The organism is Halioxenophilus sp. WMMB6 (assembly GCF_033283405.1).
Lineage (GTDB): Bacteria > Pseudomonadota > Gammaproteobacteria > Pseudomonadales > Cellvibrionaceae > Halioxenophilus.
Genome location: NZ_JAWMQR010000001.1, coordinates 777,363 through 797,723, shown reverse-complemented (window position 1 = coordinate 797,723; position 20,361 = coordinate 777,363). Strand labels below are relative to the sequence as shown.

At 48.9% G+C, this 20,361-nt stretch carries 15 protein-coding genes and 2 tRNA genes; 10 read left to right on the top strand and 7 right to left on the bottom strand.

Going from position 1 to position 20,361, the window contains the following annotated elements; translation table 11 throughout:
• Position 1: 1 nt before the first annotated feature.
• The 5 genes from SBL51_RS03385 (at position 2) to SBL51_RS03365 (ending at position 5,265) form a co-directional block, all read left to right on the top strand.
• A complete protein-coding gene (locus SBL51_RS03385; RefSeq protein ID WP_317929179.1) occupies positions 2-628 on the top strand; it encodes an alpha-ketoglutarate-dependent dioxygenase AlkB family protein in 627 nt (208 codons plus the stop codon).
• Positions 629-913: 285 nt separating this feature from the next.
• Positions 914-1,561, top strand: coding sequence for a UvrY/SirA/GacA family response regulator transcription factor (gene uvrY / locus SBL51_RS03380; RefSeq protein WP_317929178.1), 648 nt, complete (start codon positions 914-916; stop codon positions 1,559-1,561).
• Between the two features lie 143 nt (positions 1,562-1,704).
• The gene (uvrC, locus tag SBL51_RS03375; protein ID WP_317929177.1) at positions 1,705-3,549 is read left to right on the top strand and encodes an excinuclease ABC subunit UvrC; all 1,845 of its coding nucleotides are present in this window, start codon (positions 1,705-1,707) and stop codon (positions 3,547-3,549) included.
• A 126-nt stretch (positions 3,550-3,675) separates the two neighbouring features.
• Entirely contained in the window at positions 3,676-4,239 is a 564-nt protein-coding gene (gene pgsA / locus SBL51_RS03370) for a CDP-diacylglycerol--glycerol-3-phosphate 3-phosphatidyltransferase (protein WP_317929175.1), read from the top strand.
• Between the two features lie 153 nt (positions 4,240-4,392).
• A complete protein-coding gene (locus SBL51_RS03365; protein WP_317929936.1) occupies positions 4,393-5,265 on the top strand; it encodes an alpha/beta hydrolase in 873 nt (290 codons plus the stop codon).
• A 204-nt stretch (positions 5,266-5,469) separates the two neighbouring features.
• Here SBL51_RS03365 and SBL51_RS03360 read toward each other — a convergent pair whose 3' ends face one another.
• The 5 genes from SBL51_RS03360 to phbB all read right to left on the bottom strand — a co-directional run bounded on the left by SBL51_RS03360 (position 5,470) and on the right by phbB (position 9,781).
• Positions 5,470-6,639 carry a thiolase C-terminal domain-containing protein gene (locus tag SBL51_RS03360; RefSeq protein ID WP_317929173.1) on the bottom strand — a complete coding sequence of 390 codons (1,170 nt, stop codon included), beginning with the start codon at positions 6,637-6,639 and terminating at the stop codon, positions 5,470-5,472.
• A gap of 133 nt (positions 6,640-6,772) precedes the next feature.
• A complete protein-coding gene (locus tag SBL51_RS03355; protein ID WP_317929171.1) occupies positions 6,773-7,057 on the bottom strand; it encodes a hypothetical protein in 285 nt (94 codons plus the stop codon).
• 1,309 nt (positions 7,058-8,366) lie between these two features.
• Positions 8,367-8,453: transfer RNA gene (locus tag SBL51_RS03350), tRNA-Leu, on the bottom strand.
• 66 nt (positions 8,454-8,519) lie between these two features.
• A tRNA-Cys gene (locus tag SBL51_RS03345) sits at positions 8,520-8,593 on the bottom strand.
• Positions 8,594-9,055: 462 nt separating this feature from the next.
• Positions 9,056-9,781: an acetoacetyl-CoA reductase gene (gene phbB / locus SBL51_RS03340; protein ID WP_317929169.1), complete on the bottom strand. Its 726-nt coding sequence runs from the start codon at positions 9,779-9,781 to the stop codon at positions 9,056-9,058.
• Positions 9,782-10,533: 752 nt separating this feature from the next.
• Between phbB and trxA the strand changes: the two genes are divergently transcribed.
• Positions 10,534-11,388 (top strand): thioredoxin, encoded by an 855-nt coding sequence (trxA, locus tag SBL51_RS03335; protein ID WP_317929168.1) that lies wholly within the window; start codon positions 10,534-10,536, stop codon positions 11,386-11,388.
• 217 nt (positions 11,389-11,605) lie between these two features.
• Here trxA and SBL51_RS03330 read toward each other — a convergent pair whose 3' ends face one another.
• On the bottom strand, positions 11,606-13,186 hold the full coding sequence (locus SBL51_RS03330) for an ABC transporter ATP-binding protein (RefSeq protein WP_317929167.1): 1,581 nt from the start codon (positions 13,184-13,186) through the stop codon (positions 11,606-11,608).
• A gap of 377 nt (positions 13,187-13,563) precedes the next feature.
• Here SBL51_RS03330 and SBL51_RS03325 point away from each other — a divergent pair, with 377 nt between their 5' ends.
• The 4 genes from SBL51_RS03325 to SBL51_RS03310 all read left to right on the top strand — a co-directional run bounded on the left by SBL51_RS03325 (position 13,564) and on the right by SBL51_RS03310 (position 19,475).
• Positions 13,564-14,703: a phosphoserine transaminase gene (locus SBL51_RS03325; protein ID WP_317929166.1), complete on the top strand. Its 1,140-nt coding sequence runs from the start codon at positions 13,564-13,566 to the stop codon at positions 14,701-14,703.
• A gap of 1,041 nt (positions 14,704-15,744) precedes the next feature.
• Positions 15,745-17,121, top strand: a complete 1,377-nt coding sequence (locus SBL51_RS03320; protein ID WP_317929165.1) for a hypothetical protein — start codon at positions 15,745-15,747, stop codon at positions 17,119-17,121.
• Positions 17,122-17,226: 105 nt separating this feature from the next.
• Entirely contained in the window at positions 17,227-18,168 is a 942-nt protein-coding gene (locus SBL51_RS03315) for a 1-aminocyclopropane-1-carboxylate deaminase/D-cysteine desulfhydrase (protein ID WP_317929164.1), read from the top strand.
• Positions 18,169-18,329: 161 nt separating this feature from the next.
• Positions 18,330-19,475 (top strand): cyclic nucleotide-binding domain-containing protein, encoded by a 1,146-nt coding sequence (locus SBL51_RS03310; protein ID WP_317929162.1) that lies wholly within the window; start codon positions 18,330-18,332, stop codon positions 19,473-19,475.
• Here SBL51_RS03310 and SBL51_RS03305 read toward each other — a convergent pair.
• Entirely contained in the window at positions 19,430-20,329 is a 900-nt protein-coding gene (locus tag SBL51_RS03305) for a DUF1853 family protein (RefSeq protein ID WP_317929161.1), read from the bottom strand. The two genes, SBL51_RS03310 and SBL51_RS03305, sit on opposite strands and share 46 nt — an antisense overlap.
• Positions 20,330-20,361: the final 32 nt, after the last annotated feature.

Below are 20,361 nucleotides of genomic sequence, written 5' to 3'. Positions count from 1 at the left end.
AATGCAGTCGTCTCTATTCAGTGGCTGGAATCAAATTGAAGCACCTGATGCCGATATCCACTATTGGCCGGGCTGGTTAACCTATCCCGAGCAGGCTGAGTACTACCGAAAATTACAGCAATTACAGTGGCAGCAGTCGAGCCTAAGGATAGCCGGTCGGCAGATTCCCATACCCCGATTAAATGCCTGGTATGGCGACGAGGGCTGTAAGTACGGCTACTCGGGGGTAAAATTGCCACTATTGCCCTGGACTGAAGAACTGGCAGAATTACGAGGCCGTGTAGTCAAAGAGTGCAATCATCGATTTAATTCAGTGTTGGTTAATTTTTACAGAACTGGTGAAGATAGCGTTGATTGGCATGCCGATGATGAGCCCGAACTGGGCCGTAAGCCAGTAATTGCGTGTGTTAGCCTGGGTGCCATCAGGCGGTTTCATTTGAAACCTCGTCGGGTGGGAGTAGCTGCCACGCTTTCGCTGGATCTAGAACCGGGTTCACTGCTATTGATGGCAGGTGAAACGCAAAGTCATTGGCTACACAGAGTGGCAAAAACGAAAAAGCAGGTGGAGGGTAGAATCAGCCTGACCTTCAGGCAGGTTTACACAGACGATCAAAAGCTATTTCGCTAATCGGCAAAATAAACCGCTAATCCCGGGTAAGGGCTGCTGGATGGTAAATTAGCGAATGCTATAAAATACTTTAGGCGAAAATCCGACTGACTAATTGGCAAAAAAAGTCCATACTCCTTAAGTGGTTGAACACAAGTAGTAGGTCGTCTTGTTTAACGCAGCCACTGGCGTTAACCGCTAATCAGTGTTCGGATCAAGCCTGGGGAAGGAAACTCTAAAACAAAGCAAGAGGGTGGCTTCCCATAGAACTGGTGGTCAACCCGAACAAAAATTGGGGTTTACAAGGTGATCAAAATCTTAGTGGTCGACGACCATGATTTAGTACGAACGGGATTTGTTCGTATGCTAAGTGATATCGATGGCTTTGATGTGGTTGGTGAGGCCGATTGCGGTGAAAGAGCGGTAGCCATGGCTCGCGAACTTAAGCCAGATATCGTGCTTATGGATGTGAAAATGCCTGGCATAGGCGGACTGGAGGCTACTAAAAAGCTGCTCTGCGCTCATGATCGCATGAAGGTTATTGTCGTGACGGCTGTCGACGATAACATGTACCCCTCACGTCTTATGCAAGCCGGCGCTTTTGGCTACTTGACCAAAGGTACTGACCTTTCTGAAATGGTTACGGCTATAAAAACGGTGTACTCCGGCAAACACTACATGAGCAATTCCATCGCCCAGCAGATGGCACTAAAGAGCTATACCAAAGAAGTTGCCACCCCTTTTGAAAAGTTATCCGAACGCGAACTGCAAACCGCGTTAATGATTGCCAACGGCAAAAAAGCACAAACCATCGCCAACACTTTCAATGTGAGCCCCAAAACAGTAAATAGTTATCGCTACCGCATATTCGACAAACTAGAGATCAATAGCGATGTGGAATTGGCGCTGTTGGCTGTTAAGCACGGAGTGCTCGATATCGAAATCAACGAATGAACCCCACTTTGACTGCGTGGGACACCTTCCAACTAAAGTCTTCCTGATAATAGAGAATGAGTGTGCCATTGACGGGCTGGTAGCCTGCAAAGGATCGTTTCATTCGGCTAGAGCCGATAAACACACTGCATTACACTGTCGCTATGAGCGAATCTTCCACTGTACAGCAATCCTTTGATCATAAACGTTTTCTGGCGAACACGGCCGGTTGTGCCGGTGTGTACCAGATGTTTGACGGCAACAGCCAACCACTTTATGTGGGCAAAGCCAAGAACCTTAAAAAACGCCTGAGCAGCTATTTCCGAACCACTGGCCTCACTCCGAAAACGGAGGCCTTGGTTAAGCGTATCGCCTCCATTCAGGTGACTCCCACACAGACAGAGACCGAAGCGCTCATCCTCGAGCAGAATCTGATTAAATCGCAGCGGCCGCCTTACAACATACTGCTGCGCGACGATAAGTCCTACCCCTACGTCTTTTTGTCGAAAGAGGAGGCGTTCCCCCGGATAAGCCTTCATCGGGGGGCGAAAAAGGCTCAGGGTCGTTACTTTGGTCCTTTTCCGAACGTTAGCTCTGTGCGCGAGAGTTTAAGCCTGTTACAAAAGACTTTCCGTGTACGACAGTGCGAAGACAGTGTTTTCTATAATCGAACGCGCCCCTGCCTGCAGTATCAGATAGACCGCTGTAAAGGCCCCTGCGTGGGACTGGTGGAGGCTGAGGAGTATCAACGGGATGTGCGTTTTACTGAGCTCTTCCTGGAGGGGAAGTCTCAGGAGGTGATGGGTGAGCTGGTGGCGCAAATGGAGGCCGCCGCCGGTGATCTGGAATTTGAAAAGGCGGCTCGATATCGCGACCAGATCACCGCCCTGCGAAAGGTTCAGGCCGAACGGTTTGTCGAGGGTGAGCAGGGTGACCTGGATGTGTTCGCAATCGCCGAATCGTCATCGAATTTCTGTATACACGTGTTGTTTATCCGCCAGGGCAGGGTATTGGGCAGTAAGAGTTATTTCCCGCAGGATCGCTTGGGAGAGCCTGTCGGCCAAGTGCTCTCTTCCTTTGTGGCTCAATACTATCTGGGTAATCGGGTTCGCGATATTCCCGGCCAGGTGATTTTGCCGTTTGCTATCGATGATATCGATCTGATTGCCGAAGCACTACGTCAATTGCGCTCTGCCAAAGTGGAGATAAAGCACAGTGTGCGCGGTATGCGGCAGAAGTGGTTGGATCTCGCCGGGCAATCGGCGCAACAAAACCTGCTATCACGAACCAGTAGTCGAGCCAAGGTACTGAAAAAATATGAAGCGCTGCAGGAGGCGTTGGGGTTGGATGAGCAACCCGCGCGTATGGAGTGTTTTGATATCAGCCACAGCAGCGGTGAGAAGACAGTAGCCTCCTGCGTGGTGTTTGACGAGGGGGGCTCAAATCCCTCGGACTACCGTCGCTTTAACATCGCTGGTGTCACTGCGGGTGATGATTATGGGGCAATGCGGCAGGCTTTGACGCGGCGCTATAAGCGTTTGCAGGAAGGGGAGGGCAAGATCCCCGATCTGCTCATCGTCGATGGTGGCAAGGGGCAATTTGGCGTGGCCAAAGAGGTACTTGAAGAGTTGGGCGTGATGGACATTATTCTGGTGGGTATCGCCAAGGGATCAACCCGTAAGGCTGGCTTCGAAACCCTGATATTAGACGGCGGTGATCGGGAGTTGAGCCTGGACTCCACTTCTCTGGCGCTACACCTGCTGCAGGAGATCCGCGACGAAGCTCACCGCTTTGCGATTACCGGCCATCGAGCCCGCCGCGACAAAGCCAGAACCACCTCAAGCCTGGAGTCGGTCCCGGGCGTTGGCGCCAAGCGTCGCCGCGAGCTGCTGCGTCATTTTGGTGGTATCCAGGGGGTGAAAGCTGCCAGTGTTGAAGATTTATCCAAAGTTACGGGTATCAGCCGTACGTTGGCTGAGCAGATCTATCAACACTTGCAAGTGGAGTAGGTGTATTGTGCGTCTGCTGTTATGATGCCCCAGTTAGCTTTGGTGGCATCTTTCCCTGCTGTGTTATCGCTGCTGAAGCGATCAGATTATAGGCATTGGGTTAAAAAATAACCTATTGGTTTTTGAATGACGATAGCGAATCAACTTACTCTTCTGCGCATACTATTAATCCCTGCGCTAATCTTGGTTTTCTACCTGCCGTTTAAACTGAGTGCATTCTTCTCTGCGCTTATCTTCTCGTTGGCAGCCATCACCGATTGGGCCGACGGCTATATCGCCCGTAAATATAATCAATCTACCCCATTCGGGGCGTTTCTTGATCCTGTCGCCGATAAATTAATGGTGGCTGTTGCTCTGGTGCTGTTGGTTGAGGTTCACGGTTCTTCCTGGTTCGCGATACCCGCGGTGGTGATTGTCGGCCGGGAGATAGTGATATCAGCATTACGTGAATGGATGGCTGAGCTGGGTAAAAGGGCGACTGTTGCGGTATCCAGCATTGGGAAGATAAAAACCACCTGTCAGATGATCTCCATCATTGTACTGCTGTTGTTCCGTCCTGGGGTTAACGTTTATATGACTGCACTGGGTTATATCACGCTTTATGGTGCGGCCTTACTGACCCTCTGGTCGATGGTGGTCTACTTGAAAGCCGCATGGCCTGAATTAAACCCCAACAAGTCAGATCACTAGTGTATCGCCAATGGTAGTCTACGCCATTGGCCTTCGTTCATATCTGCAGCTAGTATTAAAATTATCTCATCCACAGTTATCACTGCTCACTCACCCTCTTATTGATTCGCTAAACGGCATCATGGCCGTTGCCAAAAGGAGCTAATTTTGTCTGTGGTTAAAAACCTGATTCTGCCGGTTCGATCGGGGGTCGATCTTGAAGTTGAGGTGTTTGGTGAGGAGTTGGATAAGACGGTTGTCTTGGTGGCCGGTATTAATGCGCCCGCTCAATTTTGGCCAACAGAGTTTTGCCGGAAGCTAGCTGACTTTGGCTATAAGGTTGTGCGCTACAGCAACCGTGATGTTGGCCTGTCGACAACTTTTAAGAGTGCCTACCCATTTGGTGAGTTGGTTTCAGACCTTATTGCCTTGCTGGATTATCTCGCATTAAAACCAGTCAAACTGATAGGTCATTCAATGGGTGGCTTTATCACTCAAGTGGTGGCTTGCGACTACCCTGAGTACCTCTCTTCTGCAGTTATTATCTCTGCCAGCTGTACTATTGAGGGTGAACAGCTGCAACGTTTGGGAGTGCCTGAGCGGGATATGGCTCAAGTGCGCGAACTCATGAACCATACGCCCAGCGGTAACTTTGAGCAGGACCTGCCGGGCTGGTTAGAGCATTGGGCGTTGTTAAACGGTAGCCACTCGGTTGATAGAGAGCTGGCCACCGGCTATACCAGGGCGCTTTATGTGGGTGGCCGGCGAGCCAAAGAGAGTACCTTTAATCAGCTCTATGCCTATACCACGGTGCCTAAAACTCTGGTTGACCAGGTGCGAATGCTGAAAATTCCCTGCCTGATTATGCATGGCACGGAAGACCCTTTAATGAATGTTGCCAATGGCTACGCCCTTAACAAGCTGATTTCAAATTCCCAAATAGCCACGCTCACAGGCGCAGGTCATATGTTTATGAATAATCAGTTGTGGTCGGAGATATTGGAAAACATTGTTGAGTTCTATAAGAAAATCAAGCAAACCAATTAAAGGAATGAAGACTTTTAATTTACCGGCTATACGGTGAAAAGTTTTATCTTGCGCTGCAGCTGCCACGGAAATAGAAAAATTCCAGGTGGTTCGTACCAGGTTTTAATAGGCTGGGTCATTTGGTAGGTAACAGCCATTGAATAATCCAAAAAGAAATATTCAATGGCTGTTGTTTTATGAAGGATTGCCAGCGACGGAGATTTGCTAGGCGCGGGCAAAAATATGGGTATAAACTGCCGACGCTGCGCCACCAAAACTTTGTGAGAGGGCAACATTGGCATTTTGCACCTGATTCTCTCCAGCGTTGTCGGTTAGTTGTAGAAAACATTCGACAACCTGGTAACAACCTGTCGCACCGACTGGGTGTCCTCGGGATTTTAAACCGCCAAAGGTACAGATTGGCAGCTTGCCGTCCAGATAAATATCTCCATTTTTCGCCATATCTGTGCCAGTGCCCGGATCGGCAAAACCCATCGCCTCCAAACTCAGTGCATTCATGATGGTGTAAGCATCATGCAGTTCAATCATGTCGATGTCTTTGGGCTGTACCTGTGCCTGTGCGTAGGCTCTTTGGGCGCTAACCTTTGAGGCCTTCAATTCCAAAATGGATTCGCGCAACGTCAAAGCCAAATTGTCAGTTGCGGCACTGCTGGCACGTACCTGCACAATCGGCCGGCCCATCGCTTTAGCGGCCATGGCTACATCTTTATTGGCTACTACAACGGCGGCGGCACCATCACAAATTGGAGGGGCATCAAACAGTGTAATGGGAGCAACCAATTCTCTGCCGGCTTTGTAGGTGTCTAGGTCCAAAGGTTTTCGCAGCATAGCGTTGGGATTTCTTAAGCCATTGGCATGGGAAGACATCGCAAAGCTGGCGAACTCATCATGGCCTTTTTGATAGGTATCCATATAGTGCTGCATGAGTTCGGCATTGAGGGAGATAAACGTTTTGCCCCGGCTGCCTTCTGTTGGCCAATGGCTACCAGTTTTTAACACTTCAGTCACTTCGGCGTGAGTGCGATGTGTCATCTGTTCTGCACCACAGGCAACCACGGCGTTGTACTGCTTGGAAGCAACGGCGAGTATTGCCAGCCGCACGGAGGCCGCTCCAGAAGCACAGGCCCCTTCAATAGTCATTACTTCACAACCGGTAAGGCCAGCTTCGTTGGCAATAAGTGTAGAGATTAATTGTTGGTTGCTAATCATGCCGGACATCATGTTGCCGACATAGAGCGCACCGATATCTGATGGATCCAAACCCGAGTCATTTAATGCTTTCTTCACCGCCTCACTGCCCAAGGCTGCGGGAGACGATTCAGGGTATTTACCGACAGGTAATTGACCAGCACCAATGATGTACACATCTTCCATAGTAGATTCCCCGTGATAATTTGGTCGGCCGGATAACGCGCACATAATCCTTTATGTAACCGAGTAGGTGAGACACCGTAAAACCTCTCCTAAAACCAGTGTATGTCTGATAGGGGCATATCCTGGTGGTGCATTAGTATGGTGAGCAAATATCATTCCCGTAATAAAACAGTTTATTTAAATTTTTATTTCTGTTCTTAAAACCTAACTGATAGCGGTCTATTTTTAAGTTTTCTTCGTTTGTAGCGCCGTTATAAATAGCCGTTATGCCATTCTTACGGGATTCTATTTTAATGGCAGGTTGTGCCGCTTCTCTGTTGCATTTCTTTAGTGCGTTGGCTGATGCATTTTTGTGCAGGTGCTGAGTGGTAGGGAAAGTAATTTGCCCAGCTACGAGTCCTTTTTTTACATTGTTCACCCGATTGCACTGTAGTTGTTTTAGATACGCATATCTTCTTCCAATATATTTGCTGTTTAAACGTTATGAGCCTCTTTGGAAGAGGTATCTCTACTCTTCTTTTTAGATTGTCTGATTCTTTAAGAGTAAGGTTTTTATGCTGGTTTTTGTTTTTGAGCGACTAATCATTGCAATTTCGGATGAGTTATAAATTCTGGTTATATTCCTGTGGGCTTCATCTCTGTTTATGGAATTATTTTATTTTCGGTGGCAATTAAATTTCGTTAAAAAAGGTGACTGTGTTTAGTTTATAAAAGTTGTATCGATAACTGATTATCAGCATAGATAAAATAAACAGGGCTAAGAAAAGTGCGGATGTGGCTGGTTCGAATGTCACTTTTATGCGTGTTGTTTTGCTGATATCCCATTCCCTGATAAAGGTTGAATTTTGGCTAGCTCTGGAAGCCGATGGGTTGAGTGAGATTTTTTTCTGGTGGTAGCGCGTCATTGGCAAAAAATTGATTGTAGATATTTTTAGTAAGAGATAAGGCCGGATGAATAGAGATGCCAATTGGAGAGTATCTTATTAAGGAGTGCGCATTATGTGGGAGAGGGATTGGGTGGCACCCTGGTTGGAGCCTTGGGTCGATAGCCGGGTTGATGGAACGGAGTGGCTGACGGTGGTTTATAAAAGAGGTAGTTCGGTAGGGGAGTCTTGTGGTGCCCGGGGCTGGGTTCGAGCATAGCTCGAACGCCAAGCATCGATTGAGCGAAGCGGATAGATAAAGGGGGTTGGCTGGATTAGTCCGGCTGACTCAACGGAGTGGCTGAGGGTGGTTTATAACGGAGGTAATTCGGTAGGGGAGTCTTGTGGTGCCCGGGGCTGGGTTCGAGCATCGCTCGAACGCCAATCATCGATTGCGCGAAGCGGATAGATAAAGAGGATTGGCTGGATTAGTCCGGCTGACTCAACGGAGTGGCTGAGGGTGGTTTATAAAGGAGGTGATTCGGTAGGGGAGTCTTGTGGTGCCCGGGGCTGGGTTCGAGCATCGCTCGAACGCCAATCATCGATTGCGCGAAGCGGATAGATAAAGAGGGTTGGCTGGATTAGTCCGGCTGACTCAACGGAGTGGCTGACGGTGGTTTATAAAAGAGGTGATTCGGTAGGGGAGTCTTGTGGTGCCCGGGGCTGGGTTCGAGCATAGCTCGAACGCCAATCATCGATTGAGCGAAGCGGATAGATAAAGAGGGTTGGCTGGATTAGTCCGGCTGACTCAACGGAGTGGCTGACGGTGGTTTATAAAAGAGGTGATTCGGTTGGGGAGTCTTGTGGTGCCCGGGGCCGGACTTGAACCGGCACGGCCGTGAGGCCGGGAGATTTTAAGTCTCCTGTGTCTACCGATTCCACCACCCGGGCAGTGTGGCCATATGACGTTTTGGGCGTCTATTCAGTTAGGCGCTGGTAGGAGCAGCCTAGATGAATTGGAGGCGCGAGCCGGAGTCGAACCGGCCTCAACGGATTTGCAATCCGTGGCATAACCGCTTTGCTATCGCGCCGTAAGGGTTGCAGATGTTAACTGAACTTAATCAATTTTCATAGATTTTTCTGATACTTAGCATGGCTTTAGGGGCTCTGGTCGAGCTTTCACCAGTGGCCAAGTGCCAGGCTACTGCAATGGAGGGGGTATTCTAGGGATTGGAAGCCGATAGTCAAGTTCCGAAATGGGGTTGTCTGTTGCGCCATGGCGGGTAAGGGGGATTTGTTGCCCCGGAGGGGGCGGCTGTGGAGTCAATTTGGTTGTATGGCGCATTTGGCACCTGTGCCATACAGGAGTGCCCTACGAAACCTAATTGTCTTAGCTCTGGTATTCGTAGGGCACCTCAATAAGTGAATCAACGCCTTAAAGTATACTTCCCTGAAAAGGTACTGCTTAATCCTTTCAACTAAATCCGTGAGTAGCGGCTTGGGATGAATCTGTTGTTTTTGTTGTGGTGTATCTAGCTGTTTTATAGACGGCCTTAGTTGGCCATGAATTGACCGCCGTTAATCGATAAGGTAGCGCCTGTAATAAAGCTGTTGCGCTCATCTGATAAGAATCCCGCCGCCCGGGCGATATCTCCGGTGTTGCCAAGGCGTCCGACTGGGATTTTCTGAATGATTTTTTCCAGAACGTCGGCAGGAACTGCCCTTACCATATCGGTATCCACATACCCAGGGGCGATGGCATTGACCGTAATCCCGTACTTCGCCGTTTCCAGGGCTAATGCTTTGGTGAAGCCTAACACGCCAGCTTTAGCTGCAGTGTAGTTCACCTGTCCATACTGGCCTTGTTGGCCGTTAACGGAACTGATGTTGATAATGCGGCCAAAACCTCTCTCGCGCATACCCGGTACCAACTTGTGGCAGGTGTTGTAACAGGACTTGAGGTTGGTTTCGAGAACGATATTCCAGTTCTCACAGGTCATTCTGGCGAGTACGCCGTCACGGGTAATCCCGGCGTTATTTACGATAACGTCGATTGGACCAAAATCGGATTCGATTTGGGTAAGCCCATTTTCAACGGCGTCGTAATCTGCCACGTCAAATTTCACTGCGGGAATACCCGTTCTTTCGGTGAAAGCTCGGGCGGCTTCGTCATTGCCACCATAGTTGGCAATAACTTGGTGCCCACTGGCTTGTAACTCCAAGCAGATTGCTTCACCAATACCCCTAGTACCACCAGTAACTACAGCTACTCTTCCCATTTGGATAGACTCCTATTGTTGTCCATTTAGGTTGTGTGCAAACAAACGTTCTGTTGCTTTTAAACAAGGTGCTGCTTCAGCGGTTTTCGGCCACTTAGATAGTGTGGTCTGATCGTTCCCGCTTAGTAATAGGGCGAACTCGCCCTGTCGGTTTAAGTTACAGTTCGGAATGGAGTTTCCGGTTTTGCTGTGAATCTTGTTACTGCGATTTTAAGTTTAACCTCCTTTTAGATTGCAAAATTTATTTTGATTTTGGTCGCCCCGGTTGTCGTCGGTAAATAACCGCGTTGGTCGGGTCGTGCGTAAAAGGCTTATTGAGGCTGGTACAAGCGAAAGGGAAAACGTTGCTCGATAGTTACCTAAATTCATTTAAACGTCCATGCAACTATTGTCTAGGCCATCAAATACTTGTGGGTATCGGTAAGTTGGGTAGTAGTCATAAGAAAATCAAATAAGTAATTAGCTTATTTATACCCAATATCTATTGCCGTTCTATTAATAGATTTAGTAGGCAGATTTCGTGCCGCTTTCTGTGAAAACATCTATTTTATTTGTAGTTTATGACAGTTAACTGCCAGTAAGGCGCCTACATTTTTCTGCTTGAGGGAAACTATATGAGGATGTGGTGCTCGGTTTTAACAGTACTTCAATTCGCCTATTGGTGAGTGATAACAAGTAAGGGGAAGGTTTTTATTGAATTTAGAAATATTGACCCCAAATACCGTGTTTAATCTTATGTAGGGAGCTTGAAGATGAACGACTATGTCGTAGATATAGATCAAGGCAACGCCCAACAGATGCTTATAGATGAATCTATGAAGCGGCTGGTCGTGGTCGACTTTTGGGCAGAGTGGTGCTCCCACTGCAAAACCCTTACGCCGGTTCTAGAGCGTTTGGCTGGTGAGTATGGCGGCCAGTTTCTGTTAGCTAAGGTGAATGCGGAAGAGCAGCAGATGATTGCTGGCCAGTTGGGCGTACGGAGCCTGCCCACAGTTATTCTGATAAAGGATGGCCAGCCCGTTGATGGTTTTACCGGGGCGCAACCTGAATCCGCTGTGCGTGAAGTACTGGATAAATACCTGCCCAAACCTTGGGATCTTGATCTTCAATCTGCTCGAGAGCTTATGTCTGGTGGCGATTACTCTTCCGCCTTGCCCTTGCTACGCCAAGCGCATACGAGCGCCGGAGGACAAATCGACATTACACTCACGCTGGCAGATTGTCTGTTGCAGTCGAATCGGATGGATGAAGCCGAGGAGCTGTTGGCCGAAGTGCGCATGGCGGATCAAGACGAATATTATAAAACGTTGATGGCTCGTCTGGAGTTACAGAAGCAATCTGCTAAGAGCCCTGAGATCGAAGCATTAGAGAGCGAGCTTGAGCGCAACCCTGACGATAAAGCCATACAACTGCAGTTGGCTGTTCAGTATAGTCAGAATGGTATGCACGCCGAAGCATTGGAATTGCTGTTGAAGCTGTTGCGTGGCGACATGAACTATCAAGACGGCGCGGCCAAGAAACTATTTTTGGATATGCTCGCGACCTTGGGTAAAGCTGACCCGCTGGCGATTAAATATCAACGTAGGTACTACACCTTGCTGTACTAAAACCGAATCCTTTTAGGTTTGCTTGCGGCCAACAAGTCGTGGATTTTTCAGCAAGTTAAATGGCTACTGTGGGTTGAGTGTGGTCGTGTATCCCTGGGTACTGTTACGCCGGATCGTTGCTAAAGGTAGCTGCCCAGCTGCCACCAGTTGATGTTGCAGGGCCGCCTACACAGAGGATTAATTTGGCCGGCTGGTCTTTAATCTGGTAGGTGGCCATTTAATCCTGAAAACCTTTGGCTTGCAGATTATAGAGCTGGGCGTAGAGTCCATTGTGTTTGATCAACTGTTCATGGTCTCCCTGCTCGATTACCGCACCTTTATCCAATACCAGAATGTGATCCGCGTTTCTTACGGTGGAGAAGCGATGCGAAATCAAAATAGCCATCTTTTCTGCCGTGTGCTGATGGAAAAGCTCGAATAACTGAGCTTCGGCGCGGGCATCTACCGCCGATGTCGGCTCATCGAGAATGAGAAGATCAGCCTCCGGGCGTATAAATACCCGCGAGAGTGCTATTTTTTGCCATTGCCCACCGGATAACTCCTGCCCATCCTTAAACCAGCGGCCCAATTGCGTATCGTAGCCCTTGGTTAGCCCCTCGATAAAATCATTGGCCAGTCCTTTTTCCGCGGCGTTCTGCCAGGCATTTCGGTTGTGGAAAAGCTGGTCATTGCCAGCTCCAAGATTTTCACCAGCCGTGAATTGGTAGCGCATAAAGTCTTGAAAAATAACACTGGTGCGCCGGCGAAGTGTGGCTAAATCCCAATCATTTAGCGGTGTTCCATCGAGGGTAATAACGCCCGCACTGGGCAGATAGAGACGAGTAAGCAGTTTTATTAACGTTGTTTTACCCGAGCCGTTCTCGCCAACAATGGCAAGTTTCTGGCCCGGGTGAAGAGTGAAGCTTACGTTATTTAAAGCTGGTTTGATTGCGCCGGGATAGGTGAATGAGACAGCGTCAAAGACCAAGCCGGTGTTCGGTCGGCAGCCACTTTTCAGTGTTCCGGTCTCTTGCGGTACCGGTTGCTCCAGGTATTCATAAAGATTTGAGAGGTAGAGGTTGTCTTCGTACATGCCACTCACTGCGGAAAGTGCGGAGCTGACATTGGCCTGCCCCTGCTTGAAGACCAGCAGGTACATGGTCATTTCCCCGAGGGTCAGCTGCCCGGATATTGTTGACAGAATGATCCATATATAAGCGGCATAAAAAGATACGGCACCAACACAGCCCAGGATAAACCCCCAGGTTTCGCGCCTAATCGTTAAGGCACTGTCTTCTTTAAATATCGCTTGAAATATTGCCCGGTACTTATTGAGCAGGCGTGGTCCCAGCTCAAATAGCTTTACCTCTTTAGCGCTATCTTCGCGGGCTAATAAAGTCTCGATATAGAGCTGCTGCCGAGTATCGGGAGAGCGCCAGCGGAACAAGCGGAATGCTTCTCCGGAGTATTTGGCTTCTGCAAAGAAAACGGGTAGGCCACCAATAAATAGAAGGAGGAGGGCGAGGATAGAGAACTGCCAAAGGATAATGGCAAAGCTGACCAGAGAAATCGCAAGTTGTGCAAGCAGAAAGGTCTTGTTGACCAGCGCTAGTGGGCGGACGGAGGCCTCTCGTCTGGCACGGGTAAGCTTGTCGTAGAACTCAGAGTCCTCGAACTGGCCAAGGCTCAAGGTTTGGGCCTTGACCAGAATCATCTCATTGACCCGCTGCCCTAGCTGAGCCCGCAAGAGCGATTGGCAGGCATTTATGACACGCTGGCTAAAAGCGATGCCGGTGACAATAAGTGCCTCTACCGCCACCCAGAACAGCGCTTGATTGCGCGCTTCGCTCCAGACAGCCAATTGACTGTGAGTCTCTTTGGCTGAAACCACAGCATCGACAATGAGCTGGCCTGTGTAGGCTGCGGCGGCAGGCAGCAGCCCGGCTATCACGGTCATTACCGCAAAAACAGTCGTCAGGCGCCAGGAGGTTTGCCATACCAAAAGTGCTGCGCGGGGACTAAAGGCGAAGGCTTGGCTGAAGTTCAGTAGGGGAGTTGGTAACGCTTTTATCGGGGGGCCACCTGGTGGTTCGCTGGATGATCGTCGGGGTGTAGCAACTGCCGGGAATGCTGGCATAATAGCGCCCCCACGGGCCGAAGCCCAGTGGCACATCTTGATCAAATGAGCCAGACGCTATGACCACAGAATCCACAACCCTGGTTAAGCCAGCCGTCAAACCCAACAACCCGAATTTTTCGTCCGGACCCTGCAGCAAGCGCCCGGGCTATGATTTGGCCAAATTGGATACCGCAACCTTGGGGCGATCGCACCGGGGTGCACTAGGAAAGCACGCTTTAGAGCTTTGTTGCACAGAAACGGCCCGATTGTTGAGTTTGCCTGCCGGTTACCGTGTTGGTGTAGTACCCGCCTCGGATACTGGAGCCGTTGAGATGGCGTTGTGGAGTCTACTTGGCTCCAGGCCCGTGGATGTGCTGGCCTGGGAGTCTTTTGGGCAAACCTGGGTCAGTGATATCAAGAAGCAGCTACGCCTAGATTCGGTGAACGAATTCATTGCCGACTACGGTAAATTGCCGGATCTGGCCAAGGTGAATTTCGAGCATGACGTGGTATTCACCTGGAATGGCACCACCTCAGGCGTCAAGCTGCCCAATGGGGATTGGATCTCTGATGACCGTTCCGGGCTGACTATCTGCGATGCCACTTCCGCTGTATTTGCTATGGATATGCCCTGGGAAAAGCTGGATGTCGTGACCTACTCCTGGCAAAAGGTACTCGGCGGCGAGGGGGCGCATGGCATGTTGATTCTTAGCCCGAGAGCTGTCGAGCGTTTGGAAAACTATACTCCGCCATGGCCAATGCCTAAGATATTCCGCCTAACATCTGGTGGAAAATTAAATGAGGGCATTTTCAAAGGGTCAACCATTAATACTCCCTCTATGCTCTGCGTAGCCGATTATCTGGACGCTCTTCAATGGGCTGACAGCATTGGTGGGGTTCCCGCCTTGATTGCCCGCAGTGAAGCGAACCTGGCTGCAATCCGGCAGTTTGTGGAGACGACTCCATGGATTCATTTTCTGGCTCAGGAGCCTGGTGAAATTTCAAATACCAGTGTATGTCTCTGCTTGGATGCTACCGAGCAACAGGTTAACGAACTGGTCAGGCTGTTGGAGGCTGAGGGGGTAGCTTACGACATAGCCTCCTATCGGGATGCTCCCTGTGGTATCCGGATCTGGTGTGGTGCCACTGTGCAGGTCGCCGATATAGAAAAGCTGTTGCCTTGGCTTGAATGGGGTTATCAGGAGGTTACCGCGTAATAAGATTGCAATAGTTGTTGACTAAAGTTTGCGGTGTTAGGTGGTTGGTCTCACATTTGCTTGGAACTTTTACCAGTTTTTTGGTTCAGATGTTCCGGCAGATGCCATTATGGAGTATCAATCCCCTAAATTGGTGGCTTAATTGAGTGTGATATCTTTCACAAACCTTGGTTTACCTACTTCTCATATTTGTACAGAAAGTTAAGCGAGGGTAGTCAAATTAAGCCGCGAAACCATAAAGAATGCTACGTTGGTTTTAACGTATTGCTGGTAAGTGGGGTGGTAGGGTCTCCGCTTGGTGATACGAATATACAGATTTTCGTAGCAAACAATAAATCTCAAGACGCAAACGAAAGGTACAATAATGCAAGACTATATAGAAGAGCTCCTGGAAGATGAGCTCTACGACGACGAAGATGAACTGTTGATTGATGGCGACGAGATGTAGCTCGTCGCTATCGCTTGGCCCTCAAACCAGAAGTCCATTTCTTATAATCCCGCCTCTAACTTCTCCTAAAACAACTAAGCCGACGGCCCGACTGTTTGAGCATCTTGAGTCCAACTGGATGCCGATGTCAGACCGTGGCTAGTTCCTTACCTCAGGGCATAACAAACAGCTAGTTATACCAAAACGCTGAGATTAAAGTCTGCTGTGGGTGCACCTGTCAGGATTGGGTTCTACCGCAAACCTTTTCAACTGTTCGCCCAATTAGGGAAATTGGTCACATTTAGCTCTGAGTCAAGTCGGAAAAAATTAGATCGCGGCTTGATCTCTTACAAAATATGACAAACAGGTCACAACTCGAATTCGTGCGTCTGATTTTTTGTGTCTACAATTTACTATACGCGACAGATGGGCTGTAAATTGGTTACTTACGTTCTCTACTTCACGGGAACTGCGCGCCTACCAGAAGATCCTACAAACGCCGGTTGGCGACATGTCCCTTCGGCCAGATCCACTGGAAGAATCTTTGCCGGGCAGGTTTCAAAAGTAGCATCTATAATCAGACCACCCTGTGGTCTCAGTTGTGGTGAGAATTTATGAGTTCGAGTAGTGATGAATTAGCGTCAGCGGTTGTCTTCATGAAGGGAAATACCATCGCTGCTGAGATGCTCTATTCTGAGTTCGAAGCTGTGCTTGACTCTTTCATACCGCTTCCAGATTTCGCCACGCAGAATGTCCAGGCCGTTTTCCTAAAGATTGATCAACAACTCAGGATCACTGCGGCTGTCTTCTTCTTTATATTGTTTGATCGCGACGGGTTTCCTGATAAGCGCTGGAATGTACCCCTGGATACTCTGGCTGACAGCTCTGCCCATGGGCCTAATTTAGGAGCTGGTCCTATTCGCCTGGCCTGTTATACCCAGTGCCCCATGCCATGGCAGCAGCGCAACCTTTGGGACCCGGATATGTCCCCAGGCGCTAACTCTTTCATTCTTCTACGCAAAGCCATTGCCGAAAATCGCCTTGGATTGCCCTTCAAGCCTGAACCGCCGCCCGTTAAAAAGGAAGAGGCTATCCCTACTTTAGATGCTGTTGATGAGCGGCGTATAGAGAAGGCTCTACGTGATGAGCTGGCGGATGAGGTAAAAGTGAAGCTCTATCGTGGCTTCCGCAATCGGCTGGCCAATACGTTAAAACAGCAGCGGCTGCAGTTGGCAACAGTGCGTAACAAGCATCGTCAAAAGCTGGAGGCCATAAGTCGTGAGCATCAGGCGAGGGTTGAGCGACTTAAGGCGGATAGCAAAGAGCTGCATGAGCGTATACACGGCCAAAACGTGGTGATAACAGAATTGCGGACCACTATTGATAGCCAGGCCGAAAAAATGTCGCACGTTCGTGAGTATTTTGAAGAGAAGCTGAAGAGTGCCAAAAATGTTGGTGAAGGCCAAGTATCGTTGCTTAATCAGCAATTTGAGTTGGAAGCTAAAGCCAGAATTGAGGCAGCTACCAGCGAACTAAAAGAGCAACTTCAGCTACGTGATATTGAAATTATGTATCTGACCGAACATCAGAAGAATCTGGTCGAAGAGCTTGATTCGATGCGGGAGGAGCGTAACAAGCTTCAAGAGTATACCGGCGATAAGATTTTGGATGATTTACATGCAGCCGGTATTAACTTTGTCGCTTACCAAACCGGGTTAGGTCATCTGAACGTCTCGAAAGAGGAGCTCACCGCTTTTATGGATAATCCGGTGGCCTTTGTCGCTGAAAAATGCGGGGTATCGCTGCCCACCTACCGCTCCTGGCTGGAGCATTTCACCAACCCAGTTTGTCAGGCCATCGCTAGGGACGGTAGTACCTGTTCCCGACAAATATCGAGAATCACCTCGCCGTTGGACTTTCACACCGGTGAGAGCGATCGATGCGAAGACCATCGCCACAACAATGTTGTAAAATTTCAATTCGGTAAATAGACAACTTTTTAAATCTGCCTGGAGCCTGGTAATCGTGGGGCTCCTGGTAAATGGCGCTTATCAGTCTGATGAGGAGTGCCATACAGCCGCCACATAAATTTAAGAATGCCATCCCCAAAAGACGCCTTTTATCTCCCTGATCCAACTCCCCTCGAAAAGATAGATTGGTCACTGGCCAAGCAGTGGGGAGTTAATTGTTGGATAAAAAGGGATGATCTTATCCACCCCAGTTGTTCGGGCAACAAGTGGTATAAGTTGATCAATAATTTGTCAGCCATGAAAAACGCTGGTTTACAACGACTGTTATCGTTTGGTGGTGGCTACTCAAACCATCTGCATGCACTGGCGTTAGTTGGAAAACTATTCGATATTGAGACTATCGGTGTGGTGCGAGGTGATTATCATACACACTTAACGCCAACGTTGGTTGATTGTCTCTCGGCTGGTATGCGTATTCACTATGTAACTAAGAGCGAGTGGAGTTTGCGGGATAGTGTAGATTTTCAGTCTGCTCTTCATGCACGCTATGGGCCTGCTTGGGTGATTCCCGAAGGCGGTAATAATAGCGAGGGTTTCTCCGGTTGCAGGTTGATTGCCAGCTCTATACTCGAGCAGCTGCCACAAAATCTCAACCGAACAGTCAACTTGTTTGTCGCCTGCGGCACAGGAACAACTATGGCAGGGTTGGTGGCAGAGCTACCAGCCCAATTTAATGTGCACGGAATTAGTGTCGTAAAAGGTGCTGACACCATTACTCAAACGATATCCGAGTATCTATCTAAGGCTAATATTCAGCCAAGGTGTCGGTGGCATGTTCACCATGAATGGCATTGTGGGGGCTATGCAAAGTTTCCTAACTACCTGGCTAATTTTGTTAATAGGTTTGAGTCAGAAACATCAATATTGCTGGACCCGGTATATACAGCTAAAGTACTCTTTGCGATAGCCCAATGGATGGAAAATGGCAGTTTGGTAATGGGGGATCATGTGGTGATGCTTCATACCGGAGGCCTCCAGGGCCGGAGAGGGGTAACCTCTCTCCAATAACCATAAAAGTATTATTCAATACTCTTCTTTGCCGCCAAATGCCTTAAACTTAGTGCTTGCTAGCTTAAAGAAGATTCACAAATAGCCAGTGAGCACACCTCAAGGACGATAAACGGTTGTATATAAAAACGACAGCTGGAATAACGGAATCGCGACTAACTATGAACGGCAAAATCGACAGCGTAAGTTCTTTTGTGCCTTTACAAGGTATTCCAGAACAGCATTTGTCTTTTCTTTTGAATAAGGCTCACTCCAGATTTTTATTCAAAGGTTCGAGCCTTAAATCCCAGAATCTGGGTCTGGAAAGTTATATTTATCTCTTCTCGGGCGAAGTGATTGTTCGTACCTTCGAGGGCGAAGAACGGGTACGGGCCACAGAAAATCTTCTACCTATCGCCTATCAACAGTATCACGCCGTTGAAATTACAGCGGTAATGGATTCTGAGTTACTAATATTCCCGGCACAGGAATTAAAACAACAGCTATGTTGGAGCCAGATGGCAGAGTTCCAGCGGGTTCAGATCGCCGGTGACCCTACACGGGATGAAGACGCCGAGTGGATTAACTTCATTTTAGATTCCAACCTTTTTTTCAAGGTGCCACCCACCAATGTCAGCGAGATTTTTTCCAAGTTAACACCGCGTGTGGTCAGTTCTGGTGATGTGATAGTTCGCCAGGGAGATGTAGGGAATGCCTGTTATTTTATAAAAGAGGGGCGAGCCAAAGTTGAGGTTGCCGACGTCGATGCCGATATGAAGAAAGTCGTCGCAGAAATTGGCCCTGGCCGATGTTTTGGCGAGGATGCGCTGGTCAATAAAACCCAACGTAACGCTACGGTCTCAATGATAGAAAACGGCGTGTTGATGCGCTTATCTAAAGATGACTTCCTGCCACTCCTAAAGCGCGACCAGGCAACCACAGTCGATTTAGACTACCTACTAGCTAAGCTTGGCCAAGATGAAGAGTGCATTATTATTGATGTACGCACTGTGCCTGAGTATCAGTTCGGCCATCTTGAGACTGCCGTTAATATCGCGCTCGATATACTTCCATTGCACCTGCCCAGACTGAATAATAGATTTGAATACATTTTGTACTCCGACTGTGGCTTTCGCAGTAATGCAGGCGCTGTTGCGCTCAGTAAGTTGGGTTACAACGCCGTTTCGCTGGAAGGTGGCCTGTCTGAAATTTACACTGGTTGTAGTGTTAATCCCAAGCTTAAGCAACTGCTGACAATCAGTCCGTATTGGGTGCGAGGGGGTTATGTGGTTTCCGACCAGCCAGTGGGTGCCACAAAATATCGTTGAGCTTCATAGCCGTCTTCTTTCGCAAAACCGACTATCTGCACCGGGGTTTTGAATTGCAGAAGCTGTTGGTGTAACGCCTGCTCTAATGCGCCTGTCGATAGTGTCTGTGGAGAGTAGTCTGCCGCGGCACCGGTAGCTAAACTTGCTGTTTCCCACTGATATATCCACTCTCTTCGCCTCAATAACCGCCAACGCCAATGGGCTTTGCCCGCAAAAAATGCAGGAGCCTGATCCATCTCCAACCAAAAACCTAAACTACACTGCGGGTTGATGGTGTTGGGTAGAGTCGATCGTAGTTGGTTGATCTCTGTCCCGGCCTTTTCTATCGGATAAAAGAGCACGCCTTTAACGTGGTATTGCTGCTGTATTCGAGCGGCTTCAAAACTGAGCTGCTCCACTTTCTGCCTACCTTCCGGAGTGGTAGCCAGCTGCAATTGTTGTATGAAAAGTTTTTCGTACTTGAGGTCGAGCCGATCTCTCTGATTAGGGCCAATCCAGTTCGCCATAACTTCAGGGTTGCTCATTGCCGGGCGTTTCAGCAGAAAAAATTTAACGGCTAATTCAGCGTGTACGGGCCGTTTTTCCAGGGTATCGATAAAGAGAAAATCAAATTCCCCGATTGTCTTGCCTGTGGTCTTGCTTTGCACCTGGATGCGGGATTGAATCTGGTCGAAACGGCATATCGCTCTGGTAAGCGCCAGCGGTTCATGGCTTAAATAACAACTAAACGCCTGTTCAAAGAGAATGCCTATGCGATTTGAGTGCGGCTCGTTCTGCAACTGGCTGGCCATCGCCGCCTGTGACTGCTGCCAACCAAGGGTCGATATCGCTGTTGGTCGTGCGGTGATGGGCACTGAAGCCGGGTTGAAGAGGTCTGGGGAGAATA